The organism is Pseudomonas sp. YNh, assembly GCF_037993085.1.
GTDB lineage: Bacteria > Pseudomonadota > Gammaproteobacteria > Pseudomonadales > Pseudomonadaceae > Aquipseudomonas > Aquipseudomonas putida.
This window is the reverse complement of record NZ_JBBMRJ010000002.1, coordinates 26,281-48,268: the sequence shown is the minus strand read 5'-3', so window position 1 is coordinate 48,268 and position 21,988 is coordinate 26,281. Positions and strand designations below refer to the sequence as shown.

The following is a 21,988-nucleotide window of genomic DNA, read 5'->3' as shown; positions in this document are numbered from 1 at the left end:
CGCATGCTCTCCAGTGAGGATGTGATGCGTCGGCGCGCCAGCTTTCTGCAGCGCATCCATGTCGACGGCCCCTTGCTGATCATTCTGCTCACCCTTGCGGCCGGCAGCCTGTTCGTCCTTTATTCGGCCAGTGGCAAGAACTGGGACCTGCTGCTCAAGCAGGCCACCTCGTTCGGCATCGGCCTGGTGTCGATGTTCGTCATCGCCCAACTGGAGCCGCGCTTCATGGCACGCTGGGTGCCGCTGGCGTACCTGACCGGGGTGCTGTTGCTGGTGGTGGTGGACGTGATGGGCCACAACGCCATGGGCGCCACGCGCTGGATCAACATTCCCGGCGTGATCCGCTTCCAGCCCTCGGAATTCATGAAGATCATCATGCCGGCGACCATCGCCTGGTACCTGTCCAAGCGCACCTTGCCGCCCCACTTGAAGCACGTGGCGATCAGCCTGGTGCTGATCGGCGTGCCGTTCATCCTGATCGTGCGCCAGCCCGACCTGGGTACGGCGCTGCTGATTCTCGCCTCCGGCGCCTTCGTGCTGTTCATGGGTGGCCTGCGCTGGCGCTGGATCCTCAGTGTGCTGACGGCGGCGGTGCCGGTGGCGGTGGCGATGTGGTTTTTCGTCATGCACGACTATCAGAAGCAGCGGGTACTGACCTTCCTCGACCCGGAAAGCGACCCGCTGGGCACGGGCTGGAACATCATCCAGTCCAAGGCGGCGATCGGCTCGGGCGGGGTGTTCGGCAAGGGCTGGCTGCTCGGCACCCAGTCGCACCTGGATTTTCTGCCGGAAAGCCACACCGACTTCATCATCGCCGTACTGGGCGAGGAGTTCGGCCTGGTCGGTATCTGCCTGCTGCTGATTGTCTACCTGCTGCTGATCGGCCGTGGCCTGATGATCACCGCCCAGGCGCAGACCCTGTTTGGCAAGCTGCTCGCGGGCAGCCTGACCATGACCTTCTTTGTATACGTGTTCGTCAATATCGGGATGGTCAGCGGCCTCCTGCCCGTGGTGGGCGTGCCGCTACCCTTCATCAGCTATGGCGGAACATCGTTGGTGACGCTGCTTTCAGCGTTTGGCGTTCTGATGTCGATCCACACGCACCGCAAATGGATCGCACAGGTTTGAATAAGGTGAAGAATTTCATGCAAGCAGTGCGTAACTGGGCTGCCCGTTGTGCGCCGTGGATCGGCGCGGTGGGCCTGTTCGGCGCTGTACATCTGGCCCATGCCGGCGATTACCAAGGCTCACCGCAGGTGGCCGAGTTTGTTGGCGAAATGAGCCGCGACTATGGTTTTGCCCCTGAGCAGTTGATGGGCGTGTTCCGTGAAGTGCAGCGCAAGCAGTCGATCCTCGACGCCATCTCGCGCCCGGCCGAAAAGGTCAAGCCGTGGAAGGACTACCGGCCGATGTTCCTCACCGACGCGCGCATTGCCCGTGGTGTGGACTTCTGGCGCCAGCACGAGGCCGTGCTGGCCCGTGCCGAGCAGGAATACGGCGTGCCGGCGCAGTACATTGTTTCGATCATCGGTGTGGAAACGTTCTTTGGCCGCAACACTGGCAACTACCGGGTGATCGACGCCCTGTCGACGCTGGGCTTCGACTACCCGCCGCGGGCCGAGTTTTTCCGCAAGGAACTGCGCGAGTTCCTGCTGCTGGCCCGTGATGAACAGCTCGACCCGCTGACGCTCAAAGGCTCCTACGCCGGCGCCATGGGCCTGCCGCAGTTCATGCCGAGCAGTTTTCGCAACTATGCGGTGGACTTCGACGGCGATGGCCACATCAATATCTGGAATAACCCGGACGATGCCATCGGCAGCGTCGCCAGCTACTTCAAGCGCCATGGCTGGGTGGCGGGCGGGGGCGTGGTCAGCCGCGCCTGGGTGGACGGTGCACGTGCCGACCAAGGCCTGACCACCGGCATCGAGCCGGTGAAGACGGTAGGGGAGTTGCGCGCGCTTGGCTGGTCGGTTCATGATTCGCTGCGCGATGATCTGCCGGTTACTGCCTTCCGCCTTGAGGGCGACAATGGCCCCGAGTACTGGGTGGGCCTGAAGAACTTCTACGCGATCACTCGCTATAACCGCAGCGTGATGTATGCCATGGCGGTGCATCAGCTTGCGCAACAGCTGGTTCAAGCACGGGGCGTCAAGTAATGCGCGCAATCATTTCTGCCAATTCCTTCAAGCTGTTGACCTGCCTCGCCGTTGGCGTGGTGCTGGCCAGCTGTTCATCCAGCCGCCCGCCCCAGCAAAGCAGTGGCAACGTTGTGCGTGCCCAGCCGGGGCTGGACATCAACCGGGCCCACAAGGACGGCGCGCCGTGGTGGGACGTGGATGTGAACAAGATCCCCGATGCCACGCCGACCGTGCACACCGGCAACTACAAGGCCAACCCCTACACGGTGCTGGGCAAGACTTATTACCCGATGCAGGACTCGCGCAATTACCGCGCCGAGGGCACCGCGTCGTGGTACGGCACCAAGTTCCACGGCCAGAACACCGCCAACGGCGAGCTGTACGACCTGTATGGCATGAGCGCGGCGCACAAGACCCTGCCGCTGCCGGCCTACGTGCGGGTGACCAACCTTGCCAACGGCCGGAGCGTGATCCTGCGGGTGAATGACCGTGGCCCGTTCTATTCGGACCGCATCATCGACCTGTCCTACGCGGCGGCGAAAAAGCTCGGCTATGCCGAGACCGGTACCGCGCATGTGCGTGTCGAGGGTATCGACCCGCAGCAGTGGTGGGCCCAGCGTGGCCAGACGCCGCCGATGGTGCTGAAAGAGCCGCAGGTGGCCCAGACCCAGGCGATCCCGGCCACTACCGGGCGTGTCGAGCAATGGACCCCGCCGGCCCAACAGCATGCAGCGCCGGTAGTGCCGGTGCAGGTCGGGGGCAACAACGTACCTGGCGGCAATGGCGGCAGCTTCCTGCAGGTGGGCGCCTTCGCCAACCCGGACGCCGCCGAACTGCTGCGCTCCAAGCTCAGCACCATGGTCAGCGCACCGGTGTTCATCAGCTCGATCGTGCGTAACCAGCAGACCTTGCACCGCGTGCGCCTGGGGCCGATTGGCAGCCAGGGCGAGATCCAGCAAGCACAAGACAGCATCCGCCTGGCGAACTTGGGGCAGGCCAAGCTGGTCACAGCAGACTGACCGCGTCGTCTTCTTCGCGGGCACGCCCGCTCCCACAGGGGTATGCGACACCCTGTGGGAGCGGGCGTGCCCGCGAAGAAGGCAACACCAAACTGTCGGTTTTGTCATGAATTGCCGGGCGCGGCCATGTACAATGACGGCTTTTGCCCGCAGCGACATAAAGCCGCACATGCGCGGGCCAGGCCAACGGCCATAAAACTAGACTGACTGGCGCTGGGCACACGATCTTGCCCAGGGAACATCTCAGACCATTAGCGATTTTCGAGAGACGGATGAACATCACCAACCTTGCCAAACGACTTTGCCTGCCTGTACTGCTGATGATCACGCCTGCCGCCTTCGCGGCAGAGCAGATGACGCCGGCGCCACCGCAACTGGCAGCCAAGTCCTACGTACTCATGGACGCGTCCAGCGGCAACGTGCTGGTCGAGAACAACGGTGACGAGCGTCTGCCGCCAGCCAGCCTGACCAAGCTGATGACCGCCTACATCGCCACCCTGGACATCCGCCGCGGCCAGATCGGTGAGAACGACCCGGTTACCGTCAGCGAAAACGCCTGGCGTACCGGCGGTTCGCGCATGTTCATCAAGGTCGGCAGCCAAGTGACTGTCAGCGACCTGCTGCACGGCATCATCATCCAGTCCGGCAACGACGCCTCGGTCGCCCTGGCCGAGCACATCGCCGGCAGCGAAGATGCCTTTGCCGACATGATGAACAAGACGGCAGCCGACCTGGGCATGAGCAACAGCCACTTCATGAACCCGACTGGCCTGCCGAACCCGGAGCACTACTCGTCGGCGCATGACATGGCAACCCTGGCCCGTGCGATCATCACCGTCGACCCGGCCCACTACGCCATCTACTCGCAGAAAGAGTTCTTCTGGAACAACATCAAGCAGCCTAACCGCAACCTGCTGCTGTGGCGTGACAAGACCGTCGATGGCCTGAAGACCGGCCACACCGACGAAGCCGGCTACTGCATGGTGGCTTCGGCCGTTCGTGATGGCCAGCGCCTGATCGCCGTGGTGTTCGGCACCAACAGCGAGCAGTCCCGTGCTGCCGAGACCCAGAAGCTGCTGACCTACGGTTTCCGCTTCTTCGAAACCCAGACCTTCTACCAGAAGGGCACCGAGCTGACCCAGGCCCCGGTCTGGAAGGGCGCCACCAGCCAGATCAAGGCTGGCCTGGCCGACGACCTGACCATGACTATGCCTAAAGGCCAATTGAAGCGCCTGCAGGCTTCGATGACCATGAACCCGCAGCTCACCGCGCCAATCGCCAAAGGTGACGTGATCGGCAAAGTGGAAGTCAAACTGGACGAGAAAGTGGTTCACAGCGCCGACCTGATCGCCCTCGATGGCGTCGAGGAAGGTGGTTTCTTCCGCCGTATGTGGGATAGCATCCGTCTATTCTTCTTCGGGTTGTTCAACTGATACGTGACCTGCATGCCCCCGCGTATCTAGCGGGGGTGTTGTTGTTGCCACGGCTTACGAGGCCGTTTCCGCCATGAGCGAACCAGACGTCAAGTCGCACAAGATCGAATTCCCTTGCGCTGATTACCCGATCAAGGTGATCGGCGATACCGTTGTCCATTTCAAGGACACGGTCGTCGAGATCTTGAAGAAATATGCTGAGGTCGACATGAAGACCTTGGCTGAGCGCCAGAGCAAGGAAGGCAAGTACACCACCGTGCAATTGCACATCGTTGCCACCAGCGAAGACCAGTTGCACGACATCAATAGCGCCCTGCGCGCTACCGGCATCGTGAAAATGGTGCTGTGATGTCCGCCTGTCTCGGTTTTCGCGAGCTTGGCCTGCAGCCCTACGAACCGGTGCTGGAGGCCATGCGTCGCTTTACCGAGCAGCGCAGCCCGGACAGCCAGGATGAAATCTGGCTGGTCGAGCACCCCGCAGTCTTCACCCAGGGCCAGGCCGGCAAGGCCGAGCACCTGCTGGTGCCGGGCGACATCCCGGTGGTGCAGACCGACCGCGGTGGCCAGGTGACCTACCATGGCCCCGGTCAGCAGGTGGCCTACCTGCTGCTGGACGTGCGCCGGCTGGGCTTTGGTGTACGCGAGTTGGTCAGCCGTATCGAACAGGCCCTGATCGGCCTGCTCGCCAGTTACGACGTGCTGGCATCGGCCAAGCCCGATGCTCCGGGCGTCTATGTCGACGGAGCGAAGATCGCCTCCCTCGGCCTGCGAATTCGCAACGGCCGTTCGTTCCACGGCCTTGCCCTGAACGTGGACATGGACCTTGCGCCATTCCGCCGAATCAACCCCTGCGGCTATGCGGGGCTGGCCATGACCCAGCTGCGCGATCTGGCAGGTCCGATCGAACTCGACGAGGTCAGGACAAGGCTGCGCGGACAGCTGGTCAAGCACCTCGACTACGCTGAGCAGACGACCCTCACGGGCGGAATCGACTGAATATGACAACTGTGCAAGAAGCCGTGCCGAACCTGATACCTACCCTGGATGCCACCCCGCGCCAAGCGCCGAAAAAGGTGGAAGCCGGGGTCAAACTGCGTGGTGCCGACAAAGTCGCGCGCATCCCGGTAAAGATCATCCCGACCGATGAGCTGCCGAAAAAGCCTGACTGGATCCGCGTGCGTATCCCGGTTTCGCCCGAGGTAGACCGCATCAAGCAACTGCTGCGCAAGCACAAGCTGCACAGCGTGTGCGAAGAGGCCTCCTGCCCGAACCTGGGTGAGTGCTTCTCTGGTGGCACCGCCACCTTCATGATCATGGGTGACATCTGCACCCGTCGTTGCCCGTTCTGTGACGTTGGCCACGGCCGACCGAAACCGCTGGACCTGGACGAGCCAAAAAACCTGGCGGTCGCCATTGCCGACCTGCGCCTGAAGTACGTGGTGATCACCTCGGTGGACCGCGACGACCTGCGTGATGGCGGCGCCCAGCACTTTGCCGACTGCATCCGCGAAATTCGCGCGCTGTCGCCGGGTGTGCAGCTGGAAACCCTGGTGCCGGACTACCGTGGCCGCATGGACGTTGCGTTGGCGATCACTGCACAAGAGCCGCCAGATGTGTTCAACCACAACCTCGAGACCGTGCCGCGCCTGTACAAGGCCGCGCGCCCGGGTTCCGATTACGACTGGTCGCTGGACCTGCTGCAGAAGTTCAAGCAGATGGTACCGCACGTACCGACCAAGTCGGGCCTGATGCTCGGCCTGGGCGAGACTGACGAAGAAGTGATCGAGGTGATGCACCGTATGCGTGAGCATGAAATCGACATGCTCACCCTCGGCCAGTACTTGCAGCCATCGCGTAGCCACCTGCCGGTGCAACGTTTCGTTCACCCGGACACCTTCGCCTGGTTCGCCGAGGAAGGTTACAAGATGGGCTTCAAGAACGTCGCCTCCGGCCCGTTGGTGCGTTCTTCGTATCACGCTGACCAGCAAGCTCACGAAGCCAAGATCAAGCTCTGAGCCAAAAGCAGAGTTACGTATGCCGATGCACGCCGAAAGGCGGCATCGGCATTTTTGTTTGTGCCACACCCGCTGCAAGGAGCCGCGATGAATTGCGCCGAAACTGTCCAACCCAGCCTGCCAGCCGCGCTGCCGGCTAACGCCTGCTTTGCCATTGTCGCGCCGGCAGGCGCGGCGCGTCTGGATACGCACAAGGTCAGCCAGTGGTTTGCTGACCGCGGCTACCGTTGCCGTATCTACCCGGGTGCCCTGCAAGCGCAGGGTTACCTGGCAGGGCCGGACCAGCAGCGCCTGCAGGACCTGCACGATGCCTTTGCCGACCCGGCCATCGACGCCATCCTGTGCATGCGCGGGGGCTATGGCAGCATGCGTTTGCTCGATCAGCTCGACTTCGAGCTCATTCGCCGCAACCCTAAACCGTTGATCGGCTACAGCGACATTACCGCACTGCACACTGCGATCTACCGGCATTGCGGCGGGCTGGTTACCTTCCACGGGGGGATGCTGAATGCCGATCTGCTGGGGGCCAAGTTGCCGCCGACCGAATCGTCGTTGTTGGCACAGTTGGCTGGGCTTGTGCGGGGCGGCGAGCTGATCGCGCACCCGGCGGACTATGCCTTGACCACGGTGTTGCCGGGTGTGGCCAGCGGGCCGCTGCTGGGCGGCAACCTGTCGATGCTGGGGGCGACCATGGGGACGCTTGCCGAGCTGGATACTCAGGGCTGCATCCTGTTCATCGAGGACGTCAACGAGCCGTTGTACCGGGTGGACCGGCTGCTGACCCAGTTACGCCTGGCGGGCAAGCTGGAGGGGGTGAAGGGCGTGCTGGTGGGGGACTTTGCCGGGATTACCACGGCGGCGTTGGCGCCGTTGCTGGAAGACACGTTTGCGCCGCTGGGTGTACCGGTGCTGGCGGGGTGGCGCAGTGGGCATTGCGACCCGAATGTGTGCTTGCCGTTGGGGGCTCGGGTCAGGCTGGACAGTGATCGGCAGAGCCTGGTGTTGGAGCAGGATCTGTTCAAGGCTTGAGATTGTCGGGGCTGCTTTGCAGCCCATCGCGGCACAAGGCCGCTCCTACAGGGGATTGCGATACATTGCAGTTACGCGGTTGGCTGTAGGAGCGCCCTCAGCAATCTCACGGTTGACGCAGGCTCTCAAGCAGCTTGTGGGTCGGGTAGCCATCTGCTGGCCACCCCAGCCCCTGCTGGGCGGTGCGAATGGCCTTGCGGGTATTGGCGCCGATGATGCCATCGGCATTGCCGGCCTCGTGCCCACGGCTGTTCAGCAAGTTCTGCAGCTCCATGCGCTCGCTGCGGCTCAATGGCAGGTCTTCTTTCGGCCAGCTGCCGGCAATGAAGCCCCAACCACTGAAGCGATCCCCCAGCAGGCTCACCGCCAAGGCATAGGACGACGAGTTGTTGTACTTGAGGATTGCGCGGAAGTTGTCCAGCACCAAAAACGCCGGGCCACGTGCGCCCGCTGGCAGCAGCAGGGCGGCTGACAGCTGGTTGCTGTTGGCGGGCAACTGCGTGCCTGCAGGCAGTGTCACACCCATCGCCAGCCACTCGCTGACCGGTTTGCGCAGCGCACCATCGGCTTGCCAGAAATCGAAGCCAGCCGGCACTTGTACCTCGAAGCCCCATGGCTGACCACGCTTCCAGCCCGAGCTTTGCAGGTAATGCGCCGTGGAGGCCAGGGCATCCGGCGTACTGTTCCAGATGTCGCGGCGGCCATCACCGTCGAAGTCCACGGCATGGGTGTTGTAGGTGGTCGGGATGAACTGGGTCTGGCCCATGGCGCCGGCCCACGAACCACGCATGGCTTCAGGCTGGATGTCGCCATGCTGGATAATTTGCAGCGCGGCGATCAGCTGGTCCTGGGCGAACTGCGGGCGACGGCCTTCATAGGCCAGCGTGGCCAGCGAGCGAATCACTGACTTGTTGCCTTGGAACTGGCCAAAGTTGCTTTCCATGCCCCACACGGCGACCAGCACCTGGCGGTCGACGCCATAGCGTTGCTCGAGGCGGGCCAGCAGCTCGGCGTTCTGCTCCAGCAGCCTCTTGCCATTGCGCACGCGCAGAGGCGACAGGGCGCCTTCGAGGTATTCCCATACCGGGCGGGTGAACTCTGGCTGGCTGCGGTCAGCCTTGATCACGTCCATGTCGGGGGTGACGCCGAGGAAGGCGCTGTCGAACGTGCTCGGCGAGATGCCGGCTTGCAGGGCTTGCTGGCGGAAGCCTGCCTGCCATTGGGCGAAGGTTTGCAGAGGCTGGATTTCAGTGCTGACGTCAGGCGTTGTGCCGGGCACAGTCACCACTGGAGCGGGTTGGGCAGGGGCCAGCGGCAGTGCGTCGGCAGCGGTGGGTTTTTCCGCGCAGGCCACGAGCAGGATGAAGCTGGAGGCCGCGATCAGCTGGCGGGTTTCCCAACGGGGGAGAAGACGGAAGAGCATGCACAGATCCAGAATTGCAGGTCAGGTGACGACCATACCATGCCTGCGCTTGCGATGCTTTCATGCTGCCAAAAAGTAGGAAGCCTCCCAATCTCTCGATTGGAAGGCTTCGCGGCGGTAGCTGCCTTTGCCCTTGTCCGGTTGTTCCTGGCGGCAGCGGAACAGGGGTTGGGCGACGATGGACTTGGCCTTGTTGGGGCCGTGCTTTTTCGGCTTTTTGCTCATGGCGGGGTTCCCTGTTTGGGTGGGTTTCGGGGCGCACTGTAGGGCTTGGGCTACCGGGCCGCCAATTAATTGTGTTTATGGTCAGGATCCTGGGCATAGCATCCCTGTGGGAGCGGGCGTGCCCGCGAACACCGGCGAAGCCGGTGCCATCCACCGCGTCGCCTGATTCGCGGGCGCGCCCGCTCCCACAGTGGCCCTGGTTACTCGGGGGGCAGGGTAAGGCGCTGACCCGCCATCAACAGCGACAAGCGCGCAAGCCCTGTCCAGGGCGAACCCTCGGCCTGGCCCTTGATCTGCGCATCGATACGTTGGGCATCCTGCAACAGCTGCCCCCAGCGTTGCGCTGACAAGCGTTGCAGGGCTTTGCTGACCAGCGGTCGGCGTTTGTCCCAGATGGGCGGGCGGGCCTGGCTAAAGGCTTTGTCCAGCGGCACGCCTTGGCTGAACAGTTGGGCCAGCCCGGCCAGTTGGCGCAGTTCACGGGCCAGGGCCCAGAGGATCACGGGCGGCTCCACGCCTTCACCACGCAAGCCTTCGAGCATGCGCAGGGCATGCGCCGCTTCGCCGTTGAGAATGGCGTCGACCAGGCCGAAGACATCGAAGCGGGCGCTGTCGGCGACTGCAGCCTGCACGGTTTCCACGGTGATCTGGTTGCCGTCGGCAAGCAGCTTGAGCTTTTCGATTTCCTGCGCGGCGGCCAGCAGGTTGCCTTCCACGCGCGCAGCGATCAGGTCGACAGCGTCACGTTGCGCCGACAGGCCGGCTTGCTGCAGCCGCTGGTTGATCCACTGTGGCAGCTGGTGCACATCCACCGGCCAGATCTGGATGAACTGGCAGTGCGCACCTTCGATCAACGCCTTGCCCCATTTGGTCTTCTGCGCGCTGCCGTCGAGCTTGGGCAGGCTGACCAGCAGCACGGTGTCTTCGGCGGGCCTGGCGCAGTATTCCATCAACGCGGCGGCGCCCTTGTCACCAGGCTTGCCCGAGGGCAGCCTCAGTTCCAGCAGGCGGCGCTGGGCGAACAGCGACAGGCTGGCGCCAGCCTGGAGCAGGGTGCCCCAGTCGAAATTGGCGTCGGCACTGAACACCTGACGTTCGTCGAAACCTTGCTGACGTGCCGCGTTGCGGATGGCGTCAGCGGCTTCCTGGCACAGCAGCGGGTCGTCGCCGCTGACCACGTAGACCGGTGCCAGGGCGCCTTGCAGGTGCTTGTTGAGTTGGGCGGGGGCGAGTTTCATGGGAAACAGGCGGGGCACCCGAGGGTGCCCCACGCGGGCTTAGTTGCCCGGCACTTCCAGTGGCGACTGCTGAGGCGTTTCGGCCTGCTGGCGGCGTGCGGCCTCCAGCGCGTCGGCTTCGGCCTTGGCGCGCTCGTCGGCTTTACGCTGCAGCTCGTCCAGCTGGGACGGGCTCAGCATTTGCAGGCGGACGACCATGGCATTGACCAGGTCGCGGCGCATTTCTTCACGCGCGCGGTTGGCTTCCTGCTCGGAACCGGTGATGTTCGAGCCGTCACGCACGTAGATCTTGCGCACTTCCAGCTTGTCGCTCAGCAGCTCCAGGTTGTTCAGGCCCTGGATGCTGTAGTTCAGCTCCGTGGTCAGCTCGTACTCGGCGGAACGGTTGCCGCTGCTGTAGGTTGCCGAGCGCTCGCGCTCCTGCTCGTTGGTCAACACCAGGCGGTAAGGCGCGCCGGCATGCACGTTGACACCGCTACGCTCCAGTACCTCTCGAAGCTGGACCACGGTCGGGCCGTAGGCATTACGTGCGCTGACGTCCATTTCCTTCACACTCAGCTCGGTGGAGCCGGTGCCGCGCAGCTGGAAACCGCAGGCGCTGAGCATGACCGCCAGGCCGATTACCAGCAAATTGCGTTTGATCATGTTGTTGCTCCCTTGTGGGCCTGTACCGCCCACCCGCAGCCACTGCGGGTGGGCGTTTTCATCAGTTGGCGACGATGTTGACCAGCTTGCCCGGTACCACGATGACCTTGCGGATGGTAAGGCCATCGATGAAGCGCAGGACATTCTCGTTGCTGCGGGCGGCGGCTTCGACTTCTTCGCGGCTGGCTGCGGCAGGCATTTCGACCTGGCCGCGGAGTTTACCGTTGACCTGAACCACCAGGGTAACGGTGTCCTGCACCAGTGCCTGCTCGTCGACGCTCGGCCAGGCGGCATCGATTACCGACCCTGTGTGGCCGAGGTGCTGCCACAGCGCGTGGGAGATGTGCGGGGTGATCGGCGACAGCAGCAGGGTGACGGCTTCCAGGCCTTCGTGCAGCAGGGCACGGTCCTGCTCGCTGGCTTGCGGGGCCTTTTCCAGCACGTTCATCACGGTCATCACCTGGGCAATGGCGGTGTTGAACTTGTGGAACTGGCCTACATCATTGCTGGCCTGCTTGATGGCGGCGTGGATGGCGCGGCGGATGACTTTCTGCGCGTCGTCCAGGGCGGCGACATCCAGCTTGCCCGGCAGACCCTGGCTGACGTGAGCCTGGGCCAGGCGCCAGACACGGCGCAGGAAGCGGCTGGCACCTTCGACGCCAGAGTCGGACCATTCCAGGCTCATGTCGGGCGGCGAGGCGAACATCATGAACAGGCGGCAGGTGTCGGCGCCGTAGGCTTCGATCATCGATTGCGGGTCGACGCCGTTGTTTTTCGACTTGGACATCTTCTCGGTGCCGCCGATTTCCACCGGCAGGCCGTCGGTCTTCAGGCGGGCGCCGATGATCTTGGCCTTGGCATCGCGCTCGATTTCGACATCGGCCGGGTTGAACCAGTCCTTGCCGCCATTGCTGGCCACGCGGTAGTAGGTTTCGGCGACCACCATGCCCTGGGTCAGCAGGTTCTTGAACGGCTCGTTCGAGGTAACCAGGCCTTCGTCGCGCATCAGCTTGTGGAAGAAGCGCGCGTACAGCAGGTGGAGGATCGCGTGTTCGATACCACCGATGTACTGGTCGACAGGCAGCCAGTGGTTGGCGGCTTTCGGGTCGACCAGGCCCTTGTCGTAATTAGGCGAGGCGTAGCGGGCGAAGTACCAGGACGATTCGACGAAGGTGTCCATGGTGTCGGTTTCGCGCTTGGCCGCGGTGCCGCATTTCGGGCAGGTGCATTCGTAGAATTCAGGCATGCGCGCCAGTGGCGAGCCGGCACCGTCCGGTACTACGTTCTCCGGCAGGGTGACCGGTAGCTGGTCTTCCGGCACCGGTACGTCGCCGCAGGACGGGCAGTGGATGATCGGAATCGGGCAGCCCCAGTAGCGCTGGCGGCTGATACCCCAGTCGCGCAGGCGGAACTGGGTACGCGATTTGCCCAGTTCCTTGCGGATCAGGGCGGTTTCGATGGCGTCGAAGGCGCCGGCGAAGTCCAGGCCATCGAACTCGCCCGAGTTGATCAGCTGGCCGTGCTCGTTGTAGGCAGCCAGCCATTCGTTGCCGACGTCATCGCCTTCGCTGGTGCGTACCACCGCCTTGACTGGCAGGTTGTATTTGCGGGCGAACTCGAAGTCGCGCTCGTCGTGGGCCGGCACGGCCATTACCGCGCCATCGCCATAGTGCATCAGCACGTAGTTGGCGACCCATACCGGCAGCTTCTCGCCGGTCAGCGGGTGCTCGACCAGCAGGGAAGTGGCCATGCCCTTCTTCTCCTGGGTGGCCATGTCGGCTTCGGCAACGCTGCCGCTCTTGCACTCGTCGATGAACGCCTGCAGCGCCGGGTTGCCCTGGGCGGCCTGGGTGGCCAGCGGGTGCTCGGCGGCTACGGCGACGTAGGTCGCGCCCATCAGCGTGTCCGGGCGGGTGGTGAAGACCTTGAGGGTGCCTTCGTGGCCGATGCTGGCCTGGTCGTACGGGAACTGTACTTCCATGCCGCGCGACTTGCCGATCCAGTTGCGCTGCATGGTCTTGACCTGCTCAGGCCAGCCCGGCAGCTCGTCGAGGCTTTCCAGCAGCTCGTCGGCGTAGTCGGTGATGCGGAAGTAGTACATCGGGATTTCGCGCTTCTCGATCAGCGCGCCCGAACGCCAGCCACGGCCGTCGATGACCTGCTCGTTGGCCAGTACGGTCTGGTCAGCCGGGTCCCAGTTCACGGTACCGTTCTTGCGGTAGATGATGCCTTTCTCGAACAGGCGGGTGAACAGCCACTGCTCCCAACGGTAGTAGTCGGGTTTGCAGGTGGTCACTTCACGTGCCCAGTCGATGGCAAGGCCCAGGCTCTTGAGCTGGGTCTTCATGTAGTCGATGTTTTCGTAGGTCCACTTGGCCGGGGCGACGTTGTTTTTCATCGCCGCGTTTTCCGCGGGCATGCCGAAAGCGTCCCAGCCCATCGGCTGCAGGACGTTCTTGCCCAGCATGCGCTGGTAGCGGGCAATCACGTCGCCGATGGTGTAGTTGCGCACGTGGCCCATGTGTAGCTTGCCGCTCGGGTACGGGAACATCGATAGGCAATAGTAGGTGTCTTTGCCTGGCTGTTCGGTAACAGCGAACGATTGTTGCTCGTCCCAGAAGTTCTGGGCGGCGGCTTCGATATCACGGGGCGTGTATTGTTCGTGCATGGCTACTTTTGGCTGAGAGAGAAGAGACCTTGTTCCAGGCAGCGGAACCTCGCTGCAACCGGTACTCCGGTGTCGTTTAGAGTGAACGCCGTAGCATACAGCAGCGTTGCGCATCGTGGGAAACCTTCGTTGCGAATGCCCGCTGGTCGCGGCAGGCGGCTGCTTTTCATTGCGCCGCTAAGCTCAGGTGTGGGGGGAGATATTCTTTATCTTCAATGAGGTGAACGGATGGGAGAGACGCAGCTACCCGCAATCAAGCCGGAGCTTTACGAACGTCTGATCGACCGGCTTGGCCTGGCGCTGGAAACCGCCAGGACCTCGGTGCGATTGCGCGACGAGATGCCGGCCGAGCTGGAATTGCGCGGCTTGAGCCACGCAGAGTTCGAAGTGATCAAGGCCTACCTGGAATCGCTCCCGGTGCGCCAGAGTGCCTGTGCCGGCAGTTACCCACAAGCGGAGCCGGCATCGGCCAAGATCATCTGGCTCAAGGACAAGAAACGCCCCGCCAATACGGCGAGATCCAGGACGCTGCCACATCGCTAGCCGTTCAGGATGCCAGCCGCAGGCCATCGCGCGCCGGTTCTTCAATATCACAAAGCTCACGATTGGCGCCGGTCGCACCCTTGTTGACCGGCGCCGATCCTTTTAGGCTGCACCCCTGCCAAGGAGGGGTGGCCGATGCCGATCCGATTCTTCATCAAACAATGGCTGATGCCGCCGGGCATCCTGTTGCTGCTGTTGCTTGCGGCGTGGTGGCTGCGTGCACGGCGGCCACGGCTAGCGGCGCTGTGCTTTGCCATGGGGCTTGGAGGCCTGTGGCTGATGAGCCTGCCGCTGGTAGTGCAGGAAACCGCCCGTGTGCTGGAAAGCGAGCCGCCGTTGGCCGTGAGCGACTGGGCCGGCCTGGCGAGCCGGGCGGATGCGATCGTGGTGCTGGGGGCGGGACGTGAACGGGGCGACCTGGCCTGGGGCGGTAGCGACCAGCCTACGGCCACGGCGCTGGAGCGCATGCGCTTTGCCGCGCGGCTGGCCAAGGCCTCAGGGTTGCCGGTGCTGACCAGCGGTGGGCTGCACTATGGCACGCCGCCGAGCGAGGCGCGGTTGATGGCGGATCGGCTACGCGAGGACTTTGCGGTCGAGGTGAAGTGGCGCGAAGAGGCCAGCCGCACGACCTGGGAAAATGCCCAGCTCACGGCCAAGGTGCTGCAACCGTTGGGGATTCGCCGCGTAGTGGTGGTGACCCAGGCCTGGCACATGCAGCGCTCGCGCTGGAGCTTTGAGCAGGCGGGGTTCGAGGTGGTGTCGGCGCCGGTGGGGTTCCTGGGGCGCGATCATGCGCGGCCGTTTGCCGGGTTGCTGCCGGAGAGCCGGGCGATGTGGCAGAGCGGGCAGTTGCTCAATGAAGTGGTGGGGTTGGTGGGGTATCGGGTGTTCTACTGAATGTTCTGCTGCCTGTGACGGCCTCTTCGCGGGCTTGCCCGCTTCCACAGAATTAGCGCAGCCTTCGAGGCGTGTGCAGTCCCTGTGGGAGCGGGCAAGCCCGCGAAGAGGCCGGCACTGGCAGTATCATCAGACGGTTTTGGCTATGCGCCCTGCCAGCAACGCCCAGCCCAGCAGCAGCGCACACACAATCGCCAGCGGCCACGAGCGCCATTTCAGATAAGGCGTCAATTGCTGCATCGGCACCACTTCGCCATACAGCACCGCCTGCTCGAACTGCGGCACTTGCGTGGTAATGCGGCCAAACGGGTCGATAAGGGCCGTCACGCCGTTGTTGGTGGCGCGGATCATCCAGCGGCCGGCTTCCAGGGCGCGCATCTGTGCCATCTGCAAGTGCTGCAAAGGACCGATCGATTTGCCGAACCAGGTGTCGTTGCTGATGGTCAGCAGCAGGTCGCTGCGTGCGGCCAGGCCTGCGGCAAACTCGGGGTAGACCACTTCGTAGCAGATGTACGGCGCAATCTGATAGCCCTTGGCCTGCAGCAGCGGCTGATCTTCCGGCCCGCGGGCGAAGTCGGACATGGGCAGGTTGAAGAACTCGATCATCCCTCGCAGCATGTCCTGCAGCGGCACGTATTCACCAAACGGCACCAGTTTCTGCTTGAGGTAGGTGCCATCGCCTTCACCGGCGACGGTGATGCCGTTGTAATAGCGGCGCTGATGATGCACCACTTCACGCACCGGCACGCCGGTGATCAGCGCCGAATGCCTCTCGGCAGCGAAGCGCCCCATCACGTCGATGTAGCCCTGTGCCTGGTCCTTGAGCACCGGCACTGCGGTTTCTGGCCAGATCAGCAGGTCCACAGGTTTGGAGCTGAAGCTAAGGTCACGATACAGCGCCAGTTGCGCGTCGATGTGCGCCGGGTCCCATTTCAGGTCCTGCTCGACGTTGCCTTGAATGGCTGCCACTTTCAGCGGGTCACCTGCCGGTTTGGTCCAGGCATGGCCCTTGAGCGCCAGGCCCAGTACCCACGGGGCCAGCAACAGCAAGCAGGCCACGGCAAGGAACGAGGGGCGGGCGCGCAAGCGGTGCAGGTTGCACAGCAGGGCCGCCGTGAGCGCCAGGGTGAAGGAAACCAGCCATACGCCGCCCAGCGGTGCCAGCCCGGCCAATGGGCCATCCAGCTGGCTGTAGCCGGCATAAAGCCAAGGGAAACCGGTCAGGAACCAGCCGCGGAAGGCCTCTTGCAGCAGCCAGAGGGAGGCGAAGCACAAGGCGTCGGCCAGTGGCGCTTCATTGCGCCTCAGCCAGCGTGCCCACAGCCAGGTGGGCAGGGCAAAGAACCAGGCCAGGGCGGCGAAGAACGCCAACAGCAGCAGGATCGCCAGCAGCGGCGAGGCGCCGCCGTAGGTGTTCATGCTGACGTAGATCCACCAGGTGCCGGCGCCATACAGGCCGAAACCGAACCACCAGCCCCGCCACATGGCCTGGCGCGGGCTAAGCTCGCGCAGGCCAAGGTAGAGCACGGCGATGGACAATATGGCCAGCGGCCAGATGTCGAACGGCGCCAGGGCCAGAAGGGTGGAAGCACCGGCCGCCAGGGCCAGCAGGTTACCGGGCCAGCCGGGGCGGGTGATCCAACGCATGTTTGTCCTTAACGGGTGATCGGAGTCAGGCGCAGCAAGTGTATCCGCCGGCTGTCGGCGTTGAGAATACGGAACTTGTAGGACCCGATCTCGGTGGTTTCGTTGCGCTTGGGCAGGTGGCCAAAGGCGCTCATCACCAGCCCGCCAACCGTGTCGAACTCGTCATCGGAGAACTGGCTGTCGAAGAACTCGTTGAAGTTCTCGATCGGGGTAAGCGCCTTGACCAGGAAGTCGCCGCTTGGCAGCGGCTTGATGTAGCTGTCTTCCTCGACGTCGTGCTCGTCTTCGATGTCGCCGACAATCTGTTCCAGCACGTCTTCGATGGTGACCAGGCCCGCCACGCCGCCATATTCGTCGATGACGATGGCCATGTGGTTATGGTTGGCGCGGAACTCGCGCAGTAACACGTTCAGGCGCTTGGACTCGGGCACGAAGGTGGCCGGGCGCAGCAGGTCCTTGATATTGAAGCTGTCGCCGTTCTCCTTGAGGATCAGCGGCAGCAGGTCTTTGGCAAGCAGGATCCCGAGCACATCGTCGTGGCTTTCGCCGATCACCGGGTAGCGCGAGTGCGCGGCGTCTATCACCGCTGGCAGAAACTCGCGAGGCGACTGGCCGGCCTTGATGCTGTTCATCTGCGAGCGCGGCACCATGATGTCCCGCACCTGCAGGTCGGCGACCTGGATGGCGCCTTCGACGATGGTCAGCGCTTCGCTGTCCAGCAGTTTGTTCTGATGGGCTTCGCGTAGCAGCTCAAGGAGCTCCTGGCGGTTTTTCGGCTCATGGGCAAAAGCCTGGGTCAGTTTGCCCAGCCAGGACTTTTGCCCGTTGCTCGATCGATCTTCGCTCATGGCGGTTCTCGTGATCCTTCGTGTTTCAGTGTGTGATTGAGTCGGTTTCATCGTCGGCATACGGGTCGGGGTGACCCAGTTCTGCCAGCAATTCCCGTTCCAGGCTTTCCATTTCTTCGGCTTCCTCATCATCGATGTGGTCGTAGCCGAGCAGGTGCAGGCAACCGTGAATGACCAGGTGCGCCCAGTGGGCTTCGAGCGACTTGCCTTGTTCGGCCGCTTCGCGCTCGACCACCTGGACGCAGATCACCAGGTCCCCCAGCAGCGGAATATCGAGCAGTTCGTCGGGCACATCGGCCGGGAACGACAGCACATTGGTCGCGTAGTCTTTGTGCCGGTAGGTGTGGTTCAGCTCACGGCCTTCGGCTTCGTCGACCAGGCGAATGGTCATTTCCGAGTCGGCGCTGCGCTGGCGGAGGGCCAGCTCGCACCAGCGGCGGAAGGCGGCGTCATCCGGGGCGGCAGCGTCCGTGGCCCGTTGGATATCAAGTTCAAGCATCTTTGCCGGGCGCCTCGGGCTTGGCCTGGCGGGCTTCGAAGCGGTCGTAGGCTTCGACAATACGCTGCACCAGTGGGTGACGAACCACATCTTTGGGTTGGAAGTGGGTAAAACTGATGCCCGGAACGTCCTTCAGCACCTCGATGACGTGTGCCAGGCCTGACTTGGTGCCACGTGGCAGGTCGACCTGGGTGATGTCGCCGGTAATCACCGCGGTGGAGCCGAAACCGATGCGGGTGAGGAACATTTTCATCTGTTCCAGCGTGGTGTTCTGGCTTTCGTCGAGGATGATGAAGCTGTTGTTCAGGGTACGGCCACGCATGTAGGCCAGCGGGGCGATCTCGATCACCTGGCGCTCGATCAGCTTGGCAACGTGTTCGAAGCCGAGCATTTCGTACAGGGCGTCGTACAGCGGGCGCAGGTACGGGTCGATCTTCTGTGCCAGGTCACCGGGCAGGAAACCAAGCTTTTCGCCTGCCTCGACCGCAGGGCGCACCAGCAGGATACGGCGCACCTGTTCGCGCTCCAGCGCATCCACGGCACAGGCCACGGCAAGGTAGGTCTTGCCGGTACCGGCCGGGCCGACGCCGAAGTTGATGTCGTTGGCCAGTATTTCCTTCACGTAGCGCTGCTGGTTGAGCCCGCGCGGGCGGATGTTGCCCTTGCGCGTACGCAGCGACACGCTGACCTCGTTGACGGCCGGGTTGTCGATGTTTTCGACAGCCGACTCCTGCAGGTACAGGTGCACGGTTTCCGGCGACAGGTCGGTGGCCTTGGTCTCGCGGTAGAGACGGCGCAGCAACTGTTCGGCCGCAGAGGTGGTCTTGGGTTCGCCGATCAGTTCGAACTGATTGCCGCGGTTGCGGATTTCGATGGCCAGGCGCTGTTCGATCAGGCGCAAGTGCTCGTCGAACTGCCCGCACAAGTTGGCGAAACGGTGGGCCTCGAAGGGCTCGAGGATGAAACGATGGGGTTCTATGGGTGCGTTCAAGGTCGTTTTTAGCCGCTCGACGGCAATGGGTGTGAACTCAAGAATAACCCTTGAATGCCAGTGGCGAAAGCACTGAAACGTTCAACGGTATGTACTGCCTGTTCTGGCCCTATCGCCGGCAAGCCAGCTCCCACAGGTACTGCACAGGCCTCAGGCTTGCGCAGTACCTGTGGGAGCTGGCTTGCCGGCGATGAGGCCGGTACAGCCGACACAGATCTGCAAACCTGTCTGCTATGATGCGCCCCTTTTCTTACGCATGTGTTATCCCGCCAAACATGAGCAAACGCGAACCTGCCATCTATAAAGTGATCTTCCTCAACCAGGGGCAGGTCTTCGAGATGTATGCCAAGCAGATCTACCAGAGCGACCTGTGGGGCTTCCTGGAAATCGAGGAGTTCGTGTTCGGCGAGCGCTCGCAACTGGTGGTGGATCCGAGCGAGGAGAAGCTGAAGAACCAGTTCGAGGGGGTGATCCGCAGTTTCGTGCCGATGCACTCGATCGTGCGCATCGACGAAGTGGAGCGGCTGGGCACGGCAAAGATCAGCGAAGCCAAGGGCGGCGGCAATGTGATGCCGTTCCCGATGCCAATGCCGGAAAAGTAACCGTCAGGGGAGTGGCGAGAACGGCGTGCGCCCTTCGGCGTTCTGCAGTTCCAGCAGGTATTTGCGGAAGATCTGGCCGAGCACCTGGGTGGCATGCTCCAGTTCGTCGCGGGGCATTTGCTCGGTGACTTCGTCGGCCATGTCCAGTGCATCTTCGGCGCCGTTGACCGCGGCCATCTTCAGCAGGATGTAGGCCTGCACGTTGTTGGCCTTGACCCCTTCGCCATGGAAGAACATGGCACCCAGACGGTACTGGGCGTCGGCCTGGCCTTGCAGCGAAGCCTTCTGGAACCAGTCCAGGGCTTTGTCGAGGTTTTTCGGCGTTTGCGTGTAGTAGTACTCGCCCAGTTCGAATTGCGCCTGGGCATCCCCCGCGGTAGCCGTCTGCTCGCAGGCCTTGAGGGCGTTTGCCAGGTCTTCAGGCTGAACATTCAAGGTGCAGCGGCCCGTCGCCGGAATCAGCAACGAGTTACCGCCCTCCGCCAAGGCCAGCAGGGGCTGAAGAAGCAACAGGCAGCCCAGGGTCAGGGCGCGGCCGGTGCGGTTCATGGGGATCGACTTACCTCTGCAAAGCTGCGGCCAATGTCTCTGGTGGCACATTATGGGATAAGCAGCGCCAACCTTACAAAGTTTTACTCGAATTTCTGCTTGGTTGGGGAAGTCAGCTGATTGTGCATGCGTAATTATTGCCTGTACCGGCCTCTGTGGGAGCGGCCTTGTGTCGCGATAGGGCTGCGCAGCAGCCCCAGAATTCCAGCAGAAATGCATCGATTGCCGGGGCCGCTTTGCGGCCCTATCGCGACACAAGGCCGCTCCCACAAAGGGGAGTAGCTGCTTATTTCAGGGCGGCAAAGGCCTTCTCAGCCGCGTCCAGGGTGATCTGCAGCTCCTTGTCGCCGTGGGCGATGGAGGTGAAGCCGGCCTCGAACGCGCTCGGTGCCAGGTACACGCCGCCTTCCAGCATCAGGTGGAAGAAGCGCTTGAAGCGTTCGGCATCGCTGCTCATCACGTCTTCGAAGGTGACGATGTCGTCGGCGCCGCTGAAGTACAGGCCGAACATGGCACCGGCCTGGGTGGTGACGAACGGTATGCCAGCGGCATCGGCACGTTGCTGCAGGCCATCGAGCATGCGGCTTGTGTAGTCGGTCAGCTCGGCGTGGAAGCCCGGGCGGCTGATCAGCTTCAGGGTGGTCAGGCCAGCGGCCATGGCCAGCGGGTTGCCCGACAGGGTGCCGGCCTGGTAAACCGGGCCGAGCGGGGCGATGCAGCCCATGATTTCGCGCTTGCCGCCGAAGCAACCGACCGGCATGCCGCCACCGACGATCTTGCCGAAGGTGGACAGGTCCGGCTTGATGCCGTAGTGGCCCTGGGCGCCGCCCAGCGAGACGCGGAAGCCGGTCATCACTTCGTCGAAGATCAGCACCACGCCGTGTTTGTCGCACTGCTCGCGCAGGCCTTCAAGGAAGCCCGGCGCCGGTGGGACGCAGTTCATGTTGCCGGCTACGGGCTCGACGATGATGCAGGCCACGGTCTGGCCGACGTCTGCCAGGGTTTTCTCGACCGCGGCGATGTCGTTGAACGGCAGGGTCAGGGTGTGCTTGGCGAAGTCTGCCGGCACGCCGGCCGAGCTTGGCACGCCCTGGGTCAGCAGGCCGGAACCGGCTTTTACCAGCAGGCTGTCGGAGTGGCCGTGGTAGCAGCCTTCGAACTTGATGATGGCGTCACGGCCGGTGTAGCCACGGGCCAGGCGGATGGCGCTCATGGTGGCTTCGGTGCCCGAGCTGACCATGCGCACCATTTCCATGGACGGCACCAGCGAGCAGACCAGGTCGGCCATATCGGTTTCCATGGCGGTCGGTGCGCCGTAGGACAGGCCGTGCTCCAGCTGCTTGCGTACCGAGTCCAGTACGTCCGGGTGGCCGTGGCCGAGGATCATCGGGCCCCAGGAGCCGACGTAGTCGACATAGCGCTTGTCGTCTTCGTCAACGACGTAGGCGCCTTCGGCATGCTTGAAGAACAGCGGCGTGCCGCCCACGCTTTTGAAAGCGCGCACTGGCGAGTTGACGCCGCCGGGGATGTGCTTCTGGGCTTTGGCGAACAGGTCTTCGGAACGGGACATGAAAGGCTC

General features: G+C 63.2%; 22 protein-coding genes. 11 read left to right on the top strand and 11 right to left on the bottom strand.

Annotated elements, in window-relative coordinates:
- Window positions 1–24 precede the first annotated feature (24 nt).
- The 8 genes from rodA (at window position 25) to WF331_RS02180 (ending at window position 7,634) form a co-directional block, all read left to right on the top strand.
- Window positions 25–1,128, top strand: a complete 1,104-nt coding sequence (rodA, locus tag WF331_RS02215) for a rod shape-determining protein RodA (protein WP_049275595.1) — start codon at window positions 25–27, stop codon at window positions 1,126–1,128.
- Between the two features lie 17 nt (window positions 1,129–1,145).
- Window positions 1,146–2,156, top strand: coding sequence for a lytic murein transglycosylase B (gene mltB / locus WF331_RS02210; protein WP_016501806.1), 1,011 nt, complete (start codon window positions 1,146–1,148; stop codon window positions 2,154–2,156).
- On the top strand, window positions 2,156–3,157 hold the full coding sequence (locus tag WF331_RS02205) for a septal ring lytic transglycosylase RlpA family protein (protein WP_016501805.1): 1,002 nt from the start codon (window positions 2,156–2,158) through the stop codon (window positions 3,155–3,157). The genes mltB and WF331_RS02205 overlap by 1 nt, the downstream gene beginning before the upstream one ends.
- 272 nt (window positions 3,158–3,429) lie before the next feature.
- A complete protein-coding gene (locus tag WF331_RS02200) occupies window positions 3,430–4,590 on the top strand; it encodes a D-alanyl-D-alanine carboxypeptidase family protein (RefSeq protein ID WP_016489361.1) in 1,161 nt (386 codons plus the stop codon).
- A gap of 73 nt (window positions 4,591–4,663) precedes the next feature.
- Entirely contained in the window at window positions 4,664–4,939 is a 276-nt protein-coding gene (locus WF331_RS02195) for a DUF493 domain-containing protein (RefSeq protein WP_016501804.1), read from the top strand.
- The gene (gene lipB, locus WF331_RS02190; RefSeq protein ID WP_174370689.1) at window positions 4,939–5,586 is read left to right on the top strand and encodes a lipoyl(octanoyl) transferase LipB; all 648 of its coding nucleotides are present in this window, start codon (window positions 4,939–4,941) and stop codon (window positions 5,584–5,586) included. Before WF331_RS02195 ends, lipB begins: the two co-directional genes overlap by 1 nt.
- A 2-nt stretch (window positions 5,587–5,588) precedes the next feature.
- Window positions 5,589–6,605, top strand: coding sequence for a lipoyl synthase (gene lipA / locus WF331_RS02185; protein WP_016501803.1), 1,017 nt, complete (start codon window positions 5,589–5,591; stop codon window positions 6,603–6,605).
- An 87-nt stretch (window positions 6,606–6,692) separates the two neighbouring features.
- Window positions 6,693–7,634 (top strand): S66 peptidase family protein, encoded by a 942-nt coding sequence (locus WF331_RS02180; protein ID WP_016501802.1) that lies wholly within the window; start codon window positions 6,693–6,695, stop codon window positions 7,632–7,634.
- A 106-nt stretch (window positions 7,635–7,740) separates the two neighbouring features.
- Here the strand turns inward: WF331_RS02180 and WF331_RS02175 are convergent, their stop codons facing one another.
- From WF331_RS02175 to leuS, 5 genes are all read right to left on the bottom strand, one after another.
- The gene (locus WF331_RS02175; protein WP_016501801.1) at window positions 7,741–9,057 is read right to left on the bottom strand and encodes a lytic murein transglycosylase; all 1,317 of its coding nucleotides are present in this window, start codon (window positions 9,055–9,057) and stop codon (window positions 7,741–7,743) included.
- Between the two features lie 60 nt (window positions 9,058–9,117).
- On the bottom strand, window positions 9,118–9,282 hold the full coding sequence (arfA, locus tag WF331_RS02170) for an alternative ribosome rescue factor ArfA (RefSeq protein ID WP_016501800.1): 165 nt from the start codon (window positions 9,280–9,282) through the stop codon (window positions 9,118–9,120).
- A 200-nt stretch (window positions 9,283–9,482) separates the two neighbouring features.
- A complete protein-coding gene (holA, locus tag WF331_RS02165; RefSeq protein ID WP_197899587.1) occupies window positions 9,483–10,520 on the bottom strand; it encodes a DNA polymerase III subunit delta in 1,038 nt (345 codons plus the stop codon).
- A 39-nt stretch (window positions 10,521–10,559) separates the two neighbouring features.
- Window positions 10,560–11,165: an LPS-assembly lipoprotein LptE gene (locus tag WF331_RS02160; protein ID WP_016501798.1), complete on the bottom strand. Its 606-nt coding sequence runs from the start codon at window positions 11,163–11,165 to the stop codon at window positions 10,560–10,562.
- A 61-nt stretch (window positions 11,166–11,226) separates the two neighbouring features.
- On the bottom strand, window positions 11,227–13,833 hold the full coding sequence (gene leuS / locus WF331_RS02155; RefSeq protein ID WP_016501797.1) for a leucine--tRNA ligase: 2,607 nt from the start codon (window positions 13,831–13,833) through the stop codon (window positions 11,227–11,229).
- Window positions 13,834–14,061: 228 nt separating this feature from the next.
- Between leuS and WF331_RS02150 the strand changes: the two genes are divergently transcribed.
- Together WF331_RS02150 and WF331_RS02145 are read left to right on the top strand one after the other, a co-directional pair.
- On the top strand, window positions 14,062–14,376 hold the full coding sequence (locus WF331_RS02150) for a hypothetical protein (protein WP_016501796.1): 315 nt from the start codon (window positions 14,062–14,064) through the stop codon (window positions 14,374–14,376).
- 135 nt (window positions 14,377–14,511) lie between these two features.
- On the top strand, window positions 14,512–15,273 hold the full coding sequence (locus WF331_RS02145; RefSeq protein WP_197899585.1) for a YdcF family protein: 762 nt from the start codon (window positions 14,512–14,514) through the stop codon (window positions 15,271–15,273).
- Window positions 15,274–15,402: 129 nt separating this feature from the next.
- Here WF331_RS02145 and lnt read toward each other — a convergent pair whose 3' ends face one another.
- The 4 genes from lnt to WF331_RS02125 are packed head-to-tail and all read right to left on the bottom strand — an operon-like array spanning window position 15,403 to window position 19,258.
- Complete coding sequence (lnt, locus tag WF331_RS02140; protein ID WP_197899584.1) at window positions 15,403–16,920, bottom strand: apolipoprotein N-acyltransferase; 1,518 nt, start codon at window positions 16,918–16,920, stop codon at window positions 15,403–15,405.
- An 8-nt stretch (window positions 16,921–16,928) separates the two neighbouring features.
- A complete protein-coding gene (locus tag WF331_RS02135; protein ID WP_016501793.1) occupies window positions 16,929–17,768 on the bottom strand; it encodes an HlyC/CorC family transporter in 840 nt (279 codons plus the stop codon).
- A gap of 25 nt (window positions 17,769–17,793) precedes the next feature.
- Window positions 17,794–18,267 carry an rRNA maturation RNase YbeY gene (gene ybeY, locus WF331_RS02130; protein ID WP_016501792.1) on the bottom strand — a complete coding sequence of 158 codons (474 nt, stop codon included), beginning with the start codon at window positions 18,265–18,267 and terminating at the stop codon, window positions 17,794–17,796.
- Entirely contained in the window at window positions 18,260–19,258 is a 999-nt protein-coding gene (locus tag WF331_RS02125; RefSeq protein WP_016501791.1) for a PhoH family protein, read from the bottom strand. Before WF331_RS02125 ends, ybeY begins: the two co-directional genes overlap by 8 nt.
- A 275-nt stretch (window positions 19,259–19,533) precedes the next feature.
- Here WF331_RS02125 and WF331_RS02120 point away from each other — a divergent pair, with 275 nt between their 5' ends.
- A complete protein-coding gene (locus WF331_RS02120) occupies window positions 19,534–19,860 on the top strand; it encodes a DUF1820 family protein (protein ID WP_041167902.1) in 327 nt (108 codons plus the stop codon).
- Window positions 19,861–19,863: 3 nt separating this feature from the next.
- Here the strand turns inward: WF331_RS02120 and WF331_RS02115 are convergent, their stop codons facing one another.
- Both WF331_RS02115 and hemL read right to left on the bottom strand, forming a co-directional pair.
- Window positions 19,864–20,409, bottom strand: a complete 546-nt coding sequence (locus tag WF331_RS02115) for a tetratricopeptide repeat protein (protein WP_016489345.1) — start codon at window positions 20,407–20,409, stop codon at window positions 19,864–19,866.
- A 286-nt stretch (window positions 20,410–20,695) separates the two neighbouring features.
- Window positions 20,696–21,979 (bottom strand): glutamate-1-semialdehyde 2,1-aminomutase, encoded by a 1,284-nt coding sequence (gene hemL / locus WF331_RS02110; protein WP_016501789.1) that lies wholly within the window; start codon window positions 21,977–21,979, stop codon window positions 20,696–20,698.
- Window positions 21,980–21,988 lie beyond the last annotated feature (9 nt).